The 14682-nt window shown below is 71.0% G+C and carries 16 protein-coding genes; 10 read left to right on the plus strand and 6 right to left on the minus strand.

The features are described 5' to 3' along the window. Positions 1-232: 232 nt before the first annotated feature. Entirely contained in the window at positions 233-379 is a 147-nt protein-coding gene (locus tag AB0K82_RS16460) for a hypothetical protein (RefSeq protein ID WP_364397643.1), read from the plus strand. Between the two features lie 294 nt (positions 380-673). On the opposite strand, the gene AB0K82_RS16465 is transcribed toward AB0K82_RS16460, so the two are convergent. Both AB0K82_RS16465 and AB0K82_RS16470 read right to left on the minus strand, forming a co-directional pair. Continuing rightward, positions 674-2131 carry a hypothetical protein gene (locus AB0K82_RS16465; RefSeq protein ID WP_364397645.1) on the minus strand — a complete coding sequence of 486 codons (1458 nt, stop codon included), beginning with the start codon at positions 2129-2131 and terminating at the stop codon, positions 674-676. A gap of 11 nt (positions 2132-2142) precedes the next feature. Beyond that, the gene (locus AB0K82_RS16470; protein ID WP_364397647.1) at positions 2143-2370 is read right to left on the minus strand and encodes a hypothetical protein; all 228 of its coding nucleotides are present in this window, start codon (positions 2368-2370) and stop codon (positions 2143-2145) included. Between the two features lie 599 nt (positions 2371-2969). Between AB0K82_RS16470 and AB0K82_RS16475 the strand changes: the two genes are divergently transcribed. From AB0K82_RS16475 to AB0K82_RS16490, 4 genes are all read left to right on the plus strand, one after another. Continuing rightward, positions 2970-3473, plus strand: coding sequence for a (2Fe-2S)-binding protein (locus AB0K82_RS16475; RefSeq protein WP_364397648.1), 504 nt, complete (start codon positions 2970-2972; stop codon positions 3471-3473). Between the two features lie 55 nt (positions 3474-3528). Continuing rightward, positions 3529-5997 carry a xanthine dehydrogenase family protein molybdopterin-binding subunit gene (locus AB0K82_RS16480; RefSeq protein WP_364397650.1) on the plus strand — a complete coding sequence of 823 codons (2469 nt, stop codon included), beginning with the start codon at positions 3529-3531 and terminating at the stop codon, positions 5995-5997. Next, on the plus strand, positions 5994-6839 hold the full coding sequence (locus AB0K82_RS16485) for a xanthine dehydrogenase family protein subunit M (RefSeq protein ID WP_364397652.1): 846 nt from the start codon (positions 5994-5996) through the stop codon (positions 6837-6839). Before AB0K82_RS16480 ends, AB0K82_RS16485 begins: the two co-directional genes overlap by 4 nt. Before the next feature lie 126 nt (positions 6840-6965). Then, complete coding sequence (locus AB0K82_RS16490) at positions 6966-7802, plus strand: SRPBCC domain-containing protein (RefSeq protein ID WP_364397654.1); 837 nt, start codon at positions 6966-6968, stop codon at positions 7800-7802. Positions 7803-8045: 243 nt separating this feature from the next. Here the strand turns inward: AB0K82_RS16490 and AB0K82_RS16495 are convergent, their stop codons facing one another. Both AB0K82_RS16495 and AB0K82_RS16500 read right to left on the minus strand, forming a co-directional pair. Beyond that, on the minus strand, positions 8046-8342 hold the full coding sequence (locus AB0K82_RS16495; RefSeq protein ID WP_364397656.1) for a hypothetical protein: 297 nt from the start codon (positions 8340-8342) through the stop codon (positions 8046-8048). 491 nt (positions 8343-8833) lie between these two features. After that, positions 8834-9811: a LysR substrate-binding domain-containing protein gene (locus tag AB0K82_RS16500; RefSeq protein ID WP_364397714.1), complete on the minus strand. Its 978-nt coding sequence runs from the start codon at positions 9809-9811 to the stop codon at positions 8834-8836. 99 nt (positions 9812-9910) lie between these two features. On the opposite strand from AB0K82_RS16500, the gene AB0K82_RS16505 reads away from it, so the two are divergent. Further along, entirely contained in the window at positions 9911-10465 is a 555-nt protein-coding gene (locus AB0K82_RS16505) for a peroxiredoxin (RefSeq protein WP_364397658.1), read from the plus strand. Between the two features lie 108 nt (positions 10466-10573). Next, entirely contained in the window at positions 10574-11113 is a 540-nt protein-coding gene (locus AB0K82_RS16510; protein ID WP_364397660.1) for a carboxymuconolactone decarboxylase family protein, read from the plus strand. Between the two features lie 57 nt (positions 11114-11170). Here the strand turns inward: AB0K82_RS16510 and guaA are convergent, their stop codons facing one another. Further along, positions 11171-12742, minus strand: coding sequence for a glutamine-hydrolyzing GMP synthase (gene guaA / locus AB0K82_RS16515; protein WP_364397661.1), 1572 nt, complete (start codon positions 12740-12742; stop codon positions 11171-11173). A gap of 96 nt (positions 12743-12838) precedes the next feature. Here guaA and AB0K82_RS16520 point away from each other — a divergent pair, with 96 nt between their 5' ends. Continuing rightward, positions 12839-13543, plus strand: a complete 705-nt coding sequence (locus AB0K82_RS16520; RefSeq protein ID WP_364397663.1) for a DNA alkylation repair protein — start codon at positions 12839-12841, stop codon at positions 13541-13543. A 90-nt stretch (positions 13544-13633) separates the two neighbouring features. Here the strand turns inward: AB0K82_RS16520 and AB0K82_RS16525 are convergent, their stop codons facing one another. Next, the gene (locus AB0K82_RS16525) at positions 13634-13858 is read right to left on the minus strand and encodes a hypothetical protein (RefSeq protein ID WP_364397664.1); all 225 of its coding nucleotides are present in this window, start codon (positions 13856-13858) and stop codon (positions 13634-13636) included. 182 nt (positions 13859-14040) lie between these two features. Between AB0K82_RS16525 and AB0K82_RS16530 the strand changes: the two genes are divergently transcribed. Then, positions 14041-14268, plus strand: a complete 228-nt coding sequence (locus AB0K82_RS16530) for a hypothetical protein (RefSeq protein WP_364397666.1) — start codon at positions 14041-14043, stop codon at positions 14266-14268. After that, on the plus strand, positions 14265-14669 hold the full coding sequence (locus AB0K82_RS16535; protein ID WP_364397668.1) for a type II toxin-antitoxin system VapC family toxin: 405 nt from the start codon (positions 14265-14267) through the stop codon (positions 14667-14669). Before AB0K82_RS16530 ends, AB0K82_RS16535 begins: the two co-directional genes overlap by 4 nt. The last annotated feature ends 13 nt before the right edge of the window (positions 14670-14682 follow it).

The following is a 14682-nucleotide window of genomic DNA, read 5'->3' on the forward strand; positions in this document are numbered from 1 at the left end:
GCAGCCGCCGCGACGACCTTCCCGACGAGCTGATGCGCTCGGTCAACCGGTTCCGCGCGGCCCTCGACGCGATCGATTCGCCGGAGCCTCGAACTCCACGACCGGCAGCACCACCGGCTCCGAACGAAAACCCAGCCCCACCGGCTTGCGGGCACGACGATCACACGGACGGTGATCAACGGTGTCTCTAAAGAGCGCCATCAACCGATGAACGACTGAGAGGACGGCCGGCATGGCCAGGAACAACGACGGGCAGACCAGCGGCGCCAAGACCAAGACGCTGGAGAAGACCGGCACCGAGACCCCCATCCGGACCAAGACGCTGGAGAAGACCGGCACCGAGACCCCCATCCGGACCAAGACGCTCGGGCGGAGCTAGCCGATCGGCTGGCGTCTGAACGACGAACGGCCCCCGGAAGAGGGACCGTTCTTTTGCAGTCGCCGCGATGACCGCACCGACGCGGGCGTCCGGTTCACGGACCTGGAGCCAACCAGAAGGGTCCCGGCCGCTTCTCGGTGTCCGGCAAGTTCGTGAGGTAGTGGCCCTCTCTCCGGAGAGGGCCACGAAGTAGTGCCCCGGCGGATGGAGACGGCTCGTGCCGCCTCCGCCGCCGGGGCATTCTGGTCCATGCGATGTCCGAGTCGTTCGCCCCCCGCCGAATTTGGCGGAGGGTCACACCGCGCGGCCCCGGTCGCTCCGGTCGATGAAGTCATCGGTGTCGCCGTCCCGCCGGGTGAAGGCGAGGGCGGCGGCGAGGCAGGCGGCGGGCAGTGCGGGGATCACATAGCGGTAGTCGAACTCGGCGGTGGTCGGCGGCACGACGATGGCCACCACCGCGATCGTCCAGGGCAGCAGGGCGTCCCACCGCCGGCGCACCAGGGCGCCTGGGCCCAGCAGCAGGATCAGGCCGAACACCGCGCCGCGCACGAAGAAGTAGCGCTGGTACACCCGCATGACCGAGGCGTACGGCCGGACGACCTTCGTCTTGACGTGTCCGGGGTCGTACGGTCGCATCCGCGCCACCGCGACCGACGGCGGCTGCGGCGGGTGCGGCTGGAAGAGGTAGTAGTCGTACGTGTCCGAGTCCGGGAACGGCGGGTGGTGCCACCGGAACGTCCGCAGCAGGTCGGAGGTCACGGTCTCGGCGTAGTCGCCCGGCTGCGCGATGATGGCCCGCTGGGCGAAGTCGCCGGCCCGGTTCTCGATGTCCGGGGTGAACTTGCGCGCGCCGAGCCGGTGGAACGGCGAGACCCGGCCCCAGATGTAGAACTGCGACCGGCCTCGCTGCGCGGGAGGCGTGTCGATGCACAGCGGCAGCTCGCCGACCGGCGGCTTGATCTTCCGGCAGTCCGCGAACGGCATGGTCCTGCTGTAGAGGAAGATCCCCGTGCTGTACGTCAGCCCGAACCGGTTCGTGCGGGAGGAGAACCACCCCGCGTACAGCGCGACGGGCAGCAGCCCGGCGACGAGTCCCGCGACGACGGCGCGGCGCCCGGCCCGTCGTACGACCAGCCAGGCGAGGGTGACGACGAGGATCGGCAGGCCCACCGAGCGGGTGACCGCCGCGAGGCCGACGAGCAGGCAGACGAGGGCCATCCGCCGGGCGCTCGGCTTCTTCTCCCACAGCGCGAGGGTCATCGCCAGCGTGAGCAGAAAGGTGAACGGCGTGTCGGACATGATCATGTGCTCGAGCTGCATGCCGAAGGCGTCGAACAGCGCGGGGACCGCGGCCACGGACGCCGCCCAGCCGGGCAGCCCGAACCGGTGCCGCAGCAGCGCGTACACCATCACGCCCACGGCGACGCCCATCGCGTGCTGGACGAGCACGACGAGGGTGAAACTGTGGAACGGGAACAGCAGCCAGAGGAACAGGGAGTAGCCGCTCGGCCGGATCAGGTTGGGGGTGAGGCTCAGGGCTCCGCTGACGTAGTCATAGGAGTCGGGGAACCACATGGCGCCCTGGAAACCCAGCATCGCGACCATGCGGAGCACGACGGCCGACGCGAGAACGGCGAGAAAGACGCGGTGGCGACGAGCGAACGCCAGGGTGCGGGCCAGGCGGCCGAAGGCCTCCCCGTCCGCGACGGCCCGGCCGGGATCACCGGCGACACGCTCCTCGACACTCGTCACGGCCCCTCCGTTCAAACGCGACGGAACAACACCATGCCACCGCTTCGGACAATTCGCTGGAAACCTTCCGACGAAAGCCCGGTCACGGCCGCCTTCTGCTCCTTACGCGGTGCCGAAACGCCGTTCATGCGCGTCGTGTCGACGACGACCCATTCGACCGGCGCGTTGTCGGCATTGGGAAAGAGAACCACATCGCAACGGCCGGTGAGCCACGGCGCCAGATGATTGCCCGCGGCCACCTGCGCCCGGCCGGGGACGAACCGCGGTATCCGGTCCGCGGCCGGGGCTCGAACGCCGCCCCCGGATGCTCTTTCACCGAGCTTTCCGTTCGCTCGTACGGGGGCGCCCGCCTTCGGCGAGGGCGACCCGGGACAGCGCGGGCGTCGGGCGCGTGGTGACGCGTGTCGGCGGGGGGGTTCGCCGGACGGCCGAGGCAGGGTCAACCCGCCGTCAGGTTTCGTTCTCCCTCTGGCCTTTCGCGGCGTTCCGGGCTTACGTTGACAACACGTCATGCCTCCTGCCACTGGAGCAAGCGATGTCGCGAAGCCGTGCGAAACGCATCAGACGAGCCGCCGCCAAGATCCGTCGCAAGCACCGTGAAGGCGCCCGACGCAGTCACAAGGTGAACAGTCACCACCAGTTCAACCACGACTGACGCCCGAGCACCACCCGTGCACCGGAAGCCGGGCGCGCGGCCGGTGAGCGCCGCCTGCCTCGCGTACGCGACCGGCGGGTCCGGCCCGCCTCCCGTACGCGATCGGGTGTCGTTCCGGCACGCCCGCAGGGCCTCCCGGGCACGGCCTGCCCGTATCGGAATCCGCACATCCTGGAGGGACGTATGCCGCGCGTGTCGGTAGAGGTCGACGGCGTGAGATACGACGACGACGTCGAACCACGTCTCCTGCTCGCCCACTATCTTCGCGACCGGCTGGGCAAGGTAGGCACCCCGATCGGCTGCGACACGTCGAACTGCGGCGCCTGCACCGTCCTGGTGGACGGCCTCAGCGTCAAGAGCTGTTCCGTCCTGGCAGTACAGGCGGACGGGCACGAGATCACGACCGTCGAGGGCCTCGGCGACGGGCAGAACCTGCATCCGATGCAGCGCGCGTTCCACGAGGAGCACGCCCTGCAGTGCGGCTACTGCACCCCCGGCATGATCATGGCCGCCCTGGACCTGCTCCGTGAGAACGCCGACCCGTCCGACGAGGAGATCCGCGCCGGGCTCGAGGGCAACCTGTGCCGCTGCACCGGCTACCAGAACATCGTCCGCGCCGTCCGCCGCGCCGCCGACGACATGCGCCAGGCCGGGTCGACCGAGCAGCGCGAGGAGGCGCGCTCATGAGCGAGCGAACCGAAAGCACAGCGCGCCCGGTCACTCCTCCGACGAAGGAGGTCTCATGAGCGAGATCGCCCCCGAGGCCGTGGCCGAGCAGGTCACCCCGGGTACGCCGGACGCGAAGGCGGAGGTCGGCCGCGCCCGCAGGCGTACGGAGGACGCCCGGCTGATCACCGGGCGCACCACCTGGACCGACAACATCCAACTGCCCGGCCTGCTGCACGCCGCGTTCCTCCGCAGCCCGATCAGTCACGCCCGGATCACCCGGATCGACGTCGAGGCCGCCCGGGCCCGGCCCGGCGTGATCGCCGTCTTCACCGGCGCCGACCTCGCCGACGAGCAGGGCAGCCTGCCGTGCGCGTGGCCGGTCACCGAGGACATGGTCCTGCCCGACCACCCGCCGATCGCGGTCGACGAGGTGCGCTACGTCGGCGAGCCGGTGGCGGTCGTCGTGGCCCGGGACCGGTACGCCGCCGTCGACGCGCTGGAGGCCGTCGACGTCGACTACGAGCCGCTGCCCGCGGTGGTCGACATGGAGCGCGCGGTCGAGGAGGGCGCCGACCTCGTCCACACCGACAAGGGCACGAACAAGAGCTACACCTGGGTGTTCGAGGCGGGTGAACTGGACGCGGCCTTCCGGGACGCGCCCGTGGTGATCGAACGCCGGTACGTCCAGCAGCGGCTGATCCCGACCGCGATGGAGCCCCGCGCCGTCGTCTGCTCTGCCGTCGGCGACGAGTACACCCTGTGGTCGGCCACCCAGATCCCGCACATCCTGCGGCTGATGCTCGCGACCGTCACCGGCATCCCCGAGCACAAACTGCGGGTCGTCGCGCCCGACGTCGGCGGTGGCTTCGGCTCGAAGCTGCAGGTGTACGGCGAGGAGGTCGTCTGCCTGCTGCTGGCCCGGCGGCTGGGCCGCCCGGTCAAGTGGACCGAGTCGCGCAGCGAGGGCAACATGGCCGTCCACCACGGCCGGGACCAGATCCAACGGCTGGCGCTCGCCGCCGACCGCGACGGCCGGATCCGCGGGCTGAAGGTCGACCTGCTCGCCGACATGGGCGCCTACCTCATGCTGGTCACGCCCGGCGTCCCGCTGCTCGGCGCGTTTATGTTCAACGGCATCTACAAGATGGACGCGTACTCCTTCACCTGCACCGGCGTGTTCACGAACAAGACGCCCACCGACGCGTACCGGGGCGCGGGCCGGCCGGAGGCGACGTTCGGCATCGAGCGGCTGATGGACGAGCTCGCGAACGAGCTGGACCTGGACCCGCTCGAGGTGCGCCGGCGCAACTGGATCCGGCACGAGGAGTTCCCGTACGACACGATCTCCGGGCTGACGTACGACTCCGGCAACTACGAGGCCGCCACCGAGAAGGCCGTACGGCTGTTCGAGTACGACAAGCTGCGCGCGGAACAGGCCGACCGGCGGGACCGGGGCGACCCCGTGCAACTGGGCATCGGCGTGTCCACCTTCACCGAGATGTGCGGGCTGGCGCCGTCCCGGGTCCTGGGCTCGCTGTCCTACGGCGCGGGCGGCTGGGAGCACGCGTCCGTACGGGTGCTGCCGTCCGGCAAGGTCGAGGTCGTCACCGGCTCGTCCGCGCACGGGCAGGGGCACGAGACCGCGTGGGCGCAGATCGCCGCCGACCGGCTCGGCGTGCCGTTCGAGGACGTCCGGGTGCTGCACGGCGACACCAGCGTCTCGCCCAAGGGCATGGACACGTACGGCTCGCGTTCCCTCGCCGTCGGCGGGGTCGCGCTGTTCAACGCCTGCGACAAGGTGATCGACAAGGCGCGCCGGATGGCCGCGCACCTGCTGGAGGCCGACGAGAGGGACATCGAGTTCTCCGCCGGGTCGTTCGCGGTGAAGGGCGTCCCGGGCCAGGCCCGTACGCTCCAGGAGGTGGCCCTCGCCGCGTTCGCGGCGCACGACCTGCCCGAGGGGTTCGAGCCGTCGCTGGACTCCGAGGCGACCCACGACCCGGAGAACTTCTCCTTCCCGCACGGCACGCACCTGTGCGCCACCGAGGTGGACACCGAGACCGGGTTCGTGAAGATCCGCTCGTACGTCGCGGTCGACGACGTCGGCAAGGTCGTCAACCCGCTGATCGTCGAGGGTCAGGTGCACGGCGGTCTGGCGCAGGGCATCGCGCAGGCGCTGTACGAGGAGGCGGTGTACGACGCCGACGGCAACCTGACGACGACCACGATGGCCGACTACCTGATCCCCTCGGCGGCGGACCTGCCGACGTTCACCACCGACCGTACGGAGACCCCGGCGACCACGAACCCGCTGGGCGTCAAGGGCGTCGGCGAGGCCGGCACGATCGCCTCGACCCCGGCGGTCGTGAACGCGATCGTCGACGCGCTTCGCCCGTACGGGGTCGACGACGTGCCCATGCCCTGCACGCCCGAGCGGGTCTGGCGTGCGCTGACCGGCGCGCGCCGGGGCTCGGCCCCGCCCGAAGGCGCGCCCGAACCCGGCGCGGGCGGCGGCCTCGGTTCCGCGGGAGGTGCGGCATGATCCCGGCGACCTTCGACTACGTACGGCCGTCGTCGCTGAGCGACGCGGTCGCGGCCCTGCGCGAGGCGGACGAGGAGGGCAAGGTCATCGCCGGCGGGCAGAGCCTGCTGCCGCTGCTCCGGCTCCGGCTGGCCTACCCCGAGGTGATCATCGACGTCTCCGGCCTGTCGGAGCTGCGCGGGGTGCGCGACGACGGCGACTCGGTGCTCGTCGGGGCGATGACCACGCACTACGAGGTGATCCGCGACCCGCTGATCCAGGCGCACGCGCCGCTGCTCGCCGCGGCCACCTCCACCGTCGCCGACCCGGCGGTCCGGCATCGGGGCACGATCGGCGGCTCCCTCGCGCACGCCGACCCGGCCGGTGACCTGCCCGCCGTGGTGCTGGCGATGGACGCCGTGTTCGTCACGTCGGCGCGGGAGATCCCCGCCCGTGACTTCTTCGCCGACTACCTGACGTCGGCGCTGGAGCCGGACGAGATCCTCCTGGGCGTCCGCCTGCCGAAGGAGTACACCGGCTGGGGATTCCACTACGAGAAGTTCCACCGTACGGCGCAGGCGTGGGCGATCGTCGGTGTCGCGTGCCTCGTCCGGCGCACGGACGGCGAGATCGCCGAGGCACGCGTCGGCCTGACGAACATGGGCTCGACGCCGGTCCGGGCGTATGCCGTCGAGACGGCCGTCGCCGACGGGCCGGCCTCCCGCGAGGCGTTCCAGGCCGCGGCGCAGGACGCCCCCGAGGGCACGAGTCCGCCGAGCGACCTGCACGGCTCGGCGGAGTACCGGCGACACCTCGCCCAGGTCCTGACCGCCCGCGCCCTCGCGGCCGCCGCGGGCGTCTGACACCCCGGTGTCGCCCCGCTCACCTCGGGTACGCACCGGAATGCGCCTGAGGTGGGCGGGGCGCGGGTCACCGCACCATTTGCCCTGTAATGTCACCCGCAGACCGCCGATCGCGAGGAGGCAACGATGGAACTCGATCACGAGTTCACCGTTCCGGTGCCGGTGGACCAGGCGTGGCGGGTGCTGCTCGACGTCGAGCGGATCGCGCCCTGCATGCCGGGGGCGACGCTGGACGAGGCCGACACCGACGAGTTCACCGGCCGCCTGAAGGTACGTCTCGGCGCGATGACCGTGACCTACCGGGGCACGGCCCGCATCGCCTCGCGTGACGAGGAGACCCGCACGGTCGTGATCGAGGCGTCCGGCAAGGAGGCGCGGGGACCGGGCACCGCCTCCGCCACGGTCCAGGCGCACCTGCACGAGGACGACGGCCGGACGCGCGTCACCGTGCACACCAAGCTGAACGTCACCGGCCGGCCCGCGCAGTTCGGCCGGGGCATCCTCGCCGAGGTCGGCGGCAAGCTGATCGGCCGGTTCGCCGACAACCTCGCCGCCGAGCTGGCGTCCGAGCCAGCGGCACCGGAAGGCACCGGCACTCCCCCCGAGAGCGGACCGACCGAGCCGCAAGACGTCCGCGCGGCCGAGACGGCCACCGGCGCCCCCGCCGAAGCCAGAGCCGAGGCGAAGACCGCGGGTGCCCCCGCCGAGTCTGGTGCCGGGACGCCTGTCGAGCCGGGCACCGAGGCGTCCGCCGAGGTCGGGGGCGAGAAGAAGACCGCCGGCGTGCCCGCCGAGACGGACATCGAGTCGGCCCGAGCTGCCACGACGCCGGTTCGGCGTGAGGCGGAGCCCATCGACCTGCTGGAGGTCGCCGGTCCGGCCGTCATCAAGCGGGCCGCTCCGGTCGCCGCCGCCGTCGCGGTGCTGCTGGTCCTCTGGCGTCTCATCCGGCGCCGCCGCTGATCCGGCCCGACCGCCATCGGCCGCCCCCTTGCGGCCATGGCCGGGCAAAAAGCTCGGTTAACACCCTGGCGGACGAGCCGCCCTGCGGCATTCGCCCCACTTCGCCACCGCGTTCACCGAGCATCCGTCCCGCCGCCAGCGGGCTCAGGGCCGGGGGCCGAGCCCGTCGAGGGCGATGTCGATGAAGCGGCGCCAGTCACCCACGGCGTTCCGGCTGATGGCGGCGACCGCTCCCGCGATCATTTAGAGGTCGGCGACCTCGGCATCGGGGCGCAGCGTGCCGTCGGACCGGCCGCGTTCCAGCAACTCCGCACCGACCGCCAGCAGGTCGGCGCCGACCTGACCGCGTGGTTCGGTGTCGCCCAGGGCGGCCTCGATGGCACTGGACACCCCGCGCTCCTCCTCGTGCACGCGGCCGATGCGCGCCAGGAAGCCCGCCAGGGCCTGGCGCGTGTCGGGCAGGGGCAGGCATTCTTCGCGCACCTTGCCACCGGGGACGACCATCAAGGCGGGCGTCGCCGACACCGGCGGGCGCTTCACCCTCCTCGAGAACCGCGACGGCGACGACGCCCTGCCGCACGTCCACACCTTCGACGAGATCGTCTACGTGCTCGACGGCGAGCTGGGCGTCGAGTTCGCCGGCCGGGGTTCACCGGGCCACGCCCGGGCGGTTCGTTCTGCTGCCGCACGGTGTCCCGCACGCCCTGCGCCCGGGTTCGACCCCGCCTCCGCGCGTGCTGCAGATCTCCTCTCCCGGCGGCTGGGAGTGCTTCGTCGAGGACCTCATCGAGGCCAGGCCGCACATCACCACCGGCGGAAGGTTCGACGCGCGCAAGCTCGACCCCATCGCCGCCAAGTACGACATCACCTACGAAAGAGCCGTCCTGACGGAGTGGCTCTCCGCCGGGGCCCGGGTGCCCGCTCGGCGCGCGGCGGCGCGGTCAACCGAGCGGGCGGATGCTGGCCGGGAAGCGTGGATTCGGACGATCAACCCCTCTTTCCGGGATACGGCTCGGGGAGCGTCCGCGGCCTCAGCCGGTGCCGGCCGGGGCCGCCGCGCGGCCGGCGTCCCCTGGGCCGGTGACGTCCTGTAGCCGGACCCGCCAGCGGCGGGCGCGTACGGCCGCCCGGACCGTCTCGGCGAGCAGCGCGAAGTCGTCGGCGCGCGGACTCGTCGGCCGATAGGCGATCCCTATCCGGCGGTACGGCGCCGGATCTTCGAACCGGGTCACGGTGAGGCGCTCGTCACGGCGCGTCTCGACCGGCAGCGCCGACTCGGGCGCCAGCGTCACGCCGAGACCGCCGGACACCAGTTGGACGAGCGTCGCCAGGCTCGTCGCGTACGTGGCGTCGCCGGGCCTGGCGCCGGCCTCCCGGCAGATCTCCAGGGCCTGGTCCCGCAGGCAGTGCCCCTCGTTCAGCAGCAGCACGTCCAGGTCGCGGACCACGTCGCGGCCGACCGGCCCGGGACCCAGCCCGTACGACTCCGGCGCGAGCAGGACGAAGTCCTCCTCGTACAGCGGGAGCTCGGCGAGCCCCTCATCCGCCGGCAGGGCCAGGATCGCGACCTCGAGCCGGCCGCCGCGCAGGTCCTCCACCAGGGCGGCGGTCCGCTGCTCGCGGATGGCGAGCCGCAGGTCGGGGTACCCGCGAACCAGGTCGGGCAGCACGGCCGGCAGCAGGTAGGGCGCGACGGTCGGGATGACGCCGACCTGCAGCGGGCCGCTCAACGGGCGGCGCGGCGCGGACACCTCCTCGACCAGGCCGTCGAGCTCGGCCAGCACCCGCTGGGCGCGGCGCGCGACGCGCTCGCCCTCGGGGGTGAGCAGCACCCGCCGCGTGGTGCGCTCCACCAGGCGGGCGTTCAGCGTCTCCTCCAGGGCCGCCACCGCGCCGGACAGCGCGGGCTGGCTCAACCGGAGCGCCGCCGCGGCCTCCCGGAAGTGCAGGTGCTCCGCCAGGGCGAGAAACGCGCGAAGCTGGGCGACGGTCGGGCGACTGATAGTAATCTCCTATCGAAATCCTTCGGGGGAGCCGATTTCGCAGATCAACGATACCTAAGGCACCCTGGAACACATCCAACACCCGTCTGGCAAGGAGGCCTACGAGTGCTCACGGTCGGTGATCAGTTCCCGGAGTACGACCTCACGGCGTGCGTCTCGCTCGACCCCGACAACGCGTTCGAGCGGATCAACCACAAGTCCTACGACGGCAAGTGGCGCGTCGTGTTCTTCTGGCCCAAGGACTTCACCTTCGTCTGTCCGACGGAGATCGCGGAGTTCGGCCGGCTGAACGAGGAGTTCGCTGACCGGGACGCGCAGGTGCTCGGCGTCTCCATCGACTCGGAGTTCGTCCACTACGCCTGGCGCAAGGACCACCCGGACCTGCGCGAGCTGCCGTTCCCGATGCTGTCGGACGTCAAGCGCGAGCTGTCCGCGGAACTCGGCGTGCTCACCGACGAGGGCGTGGCCCAGCGCGCGACCTTCATCGTCGACCCGAACAACGAGATCCAGTTCACGATGGTGACCGCGGGCTCGGTCGGCCGCAACGTCAAGGAGGTCCTGCGGGTCCTCGACGCGCTGCAGTCCGACGAGCTCTGCCCCTGCAACTGGAACAAGGGCGAGTCCACGCTCGACGCCAAGAAGCTGATGGCGGGCGCCTGATCGACCGCCTCATCGCCGGCCGGCCGCTGGTGCTGCGGCCGGCCGTCGTCATGACGGGGCTCTGGGGGCGAGCCCCGTCAGCCTTTCTTCGGAGCATTGGAGGATGAGATGAGTGGTGTCGAGACCCTGAAGAGCGCCCTGCCGGCGTACGCCAAGGACCTCAAGCTGAACCTCGGATCGGTGACGTCCACGTCGCAGCTGTCGGAGCAGCAGCTGTGGGGTTCCGTCCTGGCCGCCGCGCTGGCGACCCGCAGCCCGCAGGTCATCGCGGCGCTGTCGGAGGACGCCGCCGACCGCCTGTCCGCGGAGGCGTTCCAGGCGGCCAAGGCCGCCGCGGCCATCATGGCGATGAACAACGTCTACTACCGCGCGACGCACCTGCTCGAGGACGAGACGTACTCGACGCTGCCGGCGAAGCTGCGGATGAGCGTGATCGGCAACCCGGGCGTCGACAAGGCCGACTTCGAGCTGTGGTGCCTCGTCGTGTCGGCGATCAACGGCTGCGGCCGGTGCCTGGACTCCCACGAGAAGACGCTGCGCGAGCAGGGCCTCTCGCGGGAGCTCGTGCAGGAGGGCCTGCGCGTGGCCGCCGTCGTGAACGGGGTCGCCGCCACCCTCGACGCCGAGGGCGTGCTCAGCCCGGCGTGACCCGCGCCCCAGCCCGGTCGGCGAGCGCCGCGCCGGGCCGGGGGCACGGCCGGGGAGTCACTCCCACTCGATGGTGCCCGGCGGCTTGCTGGTGATGTCGACGACCACGCGGTTGACCTCGGCCACCTCGTTGGTGATCCGCGTGGACATCCGCTGCAGCACGTCGTACGGCAGCCGCGCCCAGTCGGCCGTCATGGCGTCTTCGCTGGTCACCGGGCGCAGCACGACCGGGTGGCCGTACGTGCGGCCGTCGCCCTGCACCCCCACCGAGCGGACGTCGGCGAGCAGCACGACCGGGAACTGCCAGATGTCGCGGTCGAGGCCGGCGCGCGTGAGCTCCTCGCGGGCGATCGCGTCGGCCTCACGGAGCACCTCGAGGCGGTCGCGGGTCACGGCGCCGATGATCCGGATGCCCAGGCCCGGGCCGGGGAACGGCTGCCGCCACACGATCTCGGCCGGCAGGCCGAGCTCCTCGCCCAGCCGGCGCACCTCGTCCTTGAACAGCGTGCGCAGCGGCTCCACCAGCGAGAACTGAAGGTCCTCGGGGAGCCCGCCGACGTTGTGGTGGGACTTGATGTTGGCCGCGCCGGTGCCGCCGCCGGACTCGACGACGTCCGGGTAGAGGGTGCCCTGCACGAGGAACTCGACGGCCTCGCCGTGCTCCTCGACGATCTCGCGGGCGGCCTCCTCGAAGACCCGGATGAACTCCCGGCCGATGATCTTGCGCTTGGTCTCGGGGTCGGTGACGCCGTCCAGCGCCCCGAGGAACCGGTCGGCCGCGTCGACGACCTTCAGGTCGACGCCGGTCGCGGCGACGAAGTCCTTCTCGACCTGCTCGGCCTCGCCCTTGCGCAGCAGCCCATGGTCGACGAACACGCAGGTCAGCCGCGATCCGATGGCCCGCTGCACGAGCGCGGCGGCCACCGCCGAGTCGACGCCTCCGGACAGCCCGCAGATCGCCCGCTTGTCGCCGACCTGGGCGCGTACGGCCTCGATCGACTCCTCGACGATGTTGACCATCGTCCAGGACGGGCGGCAGCCCGCCGCCTCCAGGAAGTGCCTGAGCACCTGCAGGCCGTGCTCGGTGTGCATCACCTCGGGGTGGAACTGCACGCCGTAGAGCCCGCGGGCGGCGTCCTCCATGGCGGCGACCGGGGCACTCTCGGTGCTGGCGGTCACGATGAAGCCGGTCGGGGCGGCGCTGCACGTGACACGGTGCGACATCCACACCGACTGCTCCGTGGGCAGCCCCGCCAGGAGCCGGCCCTGGTCGAGCACCGTGAGCGGCGTCGCGCCGTACTCGGCGATGTCGGAGTTGGCGACCGTGCCGCCGAGCTCCTTGGCCATCGCCTGGAAGCCGTAGCAGATGCCCAGGGTGGGCACTCCGGCCTCGAACAGGCCGGTGGGCACGGCCGGCGCGCCCGGTTCGTACACCGACGCGGGACCGCCGGACAAAATGATCGCCTTTGGCCGCTTGGCCAGCATCTCCTCGACCGGCATGGTCGAGGGAACGATCTCGCTGAACACGTGGCACTCGCGCACGCGACGGGCGATGAGCTGCGCATACTGCGCGCCGAAGTCGACAACGAGGACCGTGTCGAAGGACTGCTCGACTGACTCGACGGACACCGAGAACGCCTTTCGGAAGTTCGGGATGTCCCCAGTCTAGGGGCCTGCTGCCTGCGCGAACGCCGCGCCGTCGGACCAGCGTCCCATACTGACCGCGTGAACCCTTCCGACAGCCTCGTCGCCGAGCTGCGCACCCTCGGGAATCCCGCCCGCGCCGAGCGGGAGAAGTGCTATCTGAAGAGCGACCTGCCGCACCTCGGCGTCCCGGTTCCCGCCATCCGCGAGGTCGCCGTCCGCGCCGCCGCCGGAAGGGACCGGGAACAGACCCTGGCCCTCGCCCGCGACCTCTGGCACGAGCCCGTGCACGAGTCCCGGATGGCCGCCGTCGAGGTCCTGGTCCGCAACTGGGCGCTGCTGAAGGCGAGGGATCTGCCGATCATCGAGCGGATGATCCGTGAGTCGCACACCTGGGCGTACGTCGACGTCCTCGCCATCAAGATCGTCGGCGCTCTCATCTGGCGGTACCCGCGGCTGGCCACGACGCTCGATCTGTGGCCGGGCGATGGCAACCTCTGGATCCGGCGAACCGCGCTGCTCGCCCTGATCCGGGGCATCCGTACCGGCGAGGCCGACCTGACCCGCCTGTCGGAGTACGGGGACGCGCTCATCGAGGAGCGGGAGTTCTTCGTCCGCAAGGCGCTGGGCTGGGTCCTGCGCGAACTGTCCAAGCGGGACCCGGGCTGGGTGACCTCCTGGGTCCGCGAGCGTACCGACCGGATCTCCGGCGTCGCCTTCCGCGAGGCCGTCCGCCACCTCCCGGCCGAGGACCGCGAGTCCCTCCTGGCCGCCTACCGGTCCTGACGTGGCTCGGCAGGTCTTCGCCGTCGCCATCGACGGGCACAGCAGGGCGATCAGGAGTCCATGGCGACGGCGATGCGGTACGTCCGGCCGCTACTTACATGCCTCCGCGAGGTGGACGATCGCGTAGGCGGCCTGCATGTACTTGTTGCGGCCCATGTCGCCGATCGTCTTGATGCCGAACGCCTTCTTCAGCATCTCCGCGTCACTCTCGCTGACGCCGGCCAGAGCCTCCACCGGGGCGTCGACCAGCTTCTTCATGTCCATGTCCTCGTAGTTGCGGTCCAGCACCTTGTTCATGTCCATCGAAATGGCCATCGTCCAACACCTCCGCGTAGTCTGATTACGTAGCGTGCGTATCGCATCGCAGTACGCAACCTTCCCCAGAGCCGCCATTCGGGCACGCCACCCCGAGGAGATCGTTCTTGGACATCTCCCCGAATCGATGACCCGACGAGATTCTGCATGCTTTGTGCATGCAGAAGAGCTAAGCTGGAGTCATGGGAACCGTGGTTCAGGTGCGCGACGTCCCCGACGACGTCGTCGTCAAGCTCAGGCAACGTGCGGAGGCCCGGGGGCAATCCCTCGCCGCCTACCTGCGTGATCTCATGACCGAGGCGGCCGCCAATCCGTCGATCGAAGAGGTCATGGACCGAATCGCGACCCGCGCGCCGATCACTTACAGCCTGGACGACGTGCGAGAGTTCATGAACGACGGCCGCCGATGACCTTCGTCGTGGACTGCTCGATCATCGTCCGGCTGCTGGCCAACGTCGAAGGCGACGACCTTCTCCGTCGGCGCCTCGCCCGGCGAGTACATGCCCCAACGCTCATCGACGCGGAGGTGTCCAGCGTTGTCCGGGGCTTCACGATCACGTCCAAGCCCGAGGTCCGGATCAGTGTCGAACGGGCCGGGCAGATGCTCGCGGACTACGCCGACCTGAGCATCACCCGATATCCGATGCAGCCGCTCCAGCCACGAGTCCTGGAGCTGCGGCACAACCTGACGGCCTACGACGCGATGTACGTCGCGCTGGCCGAAGCGCTGGACCTGCCACTGCTCACCGATGACGCCAAGTTCGCCGCCGCGGCGGGCCATCTCGCCGAGATCCACCACTACCCGAACTGACGACCGGCTCCTG

It is taken from the genome of Actinoallomurus sp. NPDC052274, from assembly GCF_040679475.1.
Taxonomy (GTDB): domain Bacteria; phylum Actinomycetota; class Actinomycetes; order Streptosporangiales; family Streptosporangiaceae; genus Actinoallomurus; species Actinoallomurus liliacearum.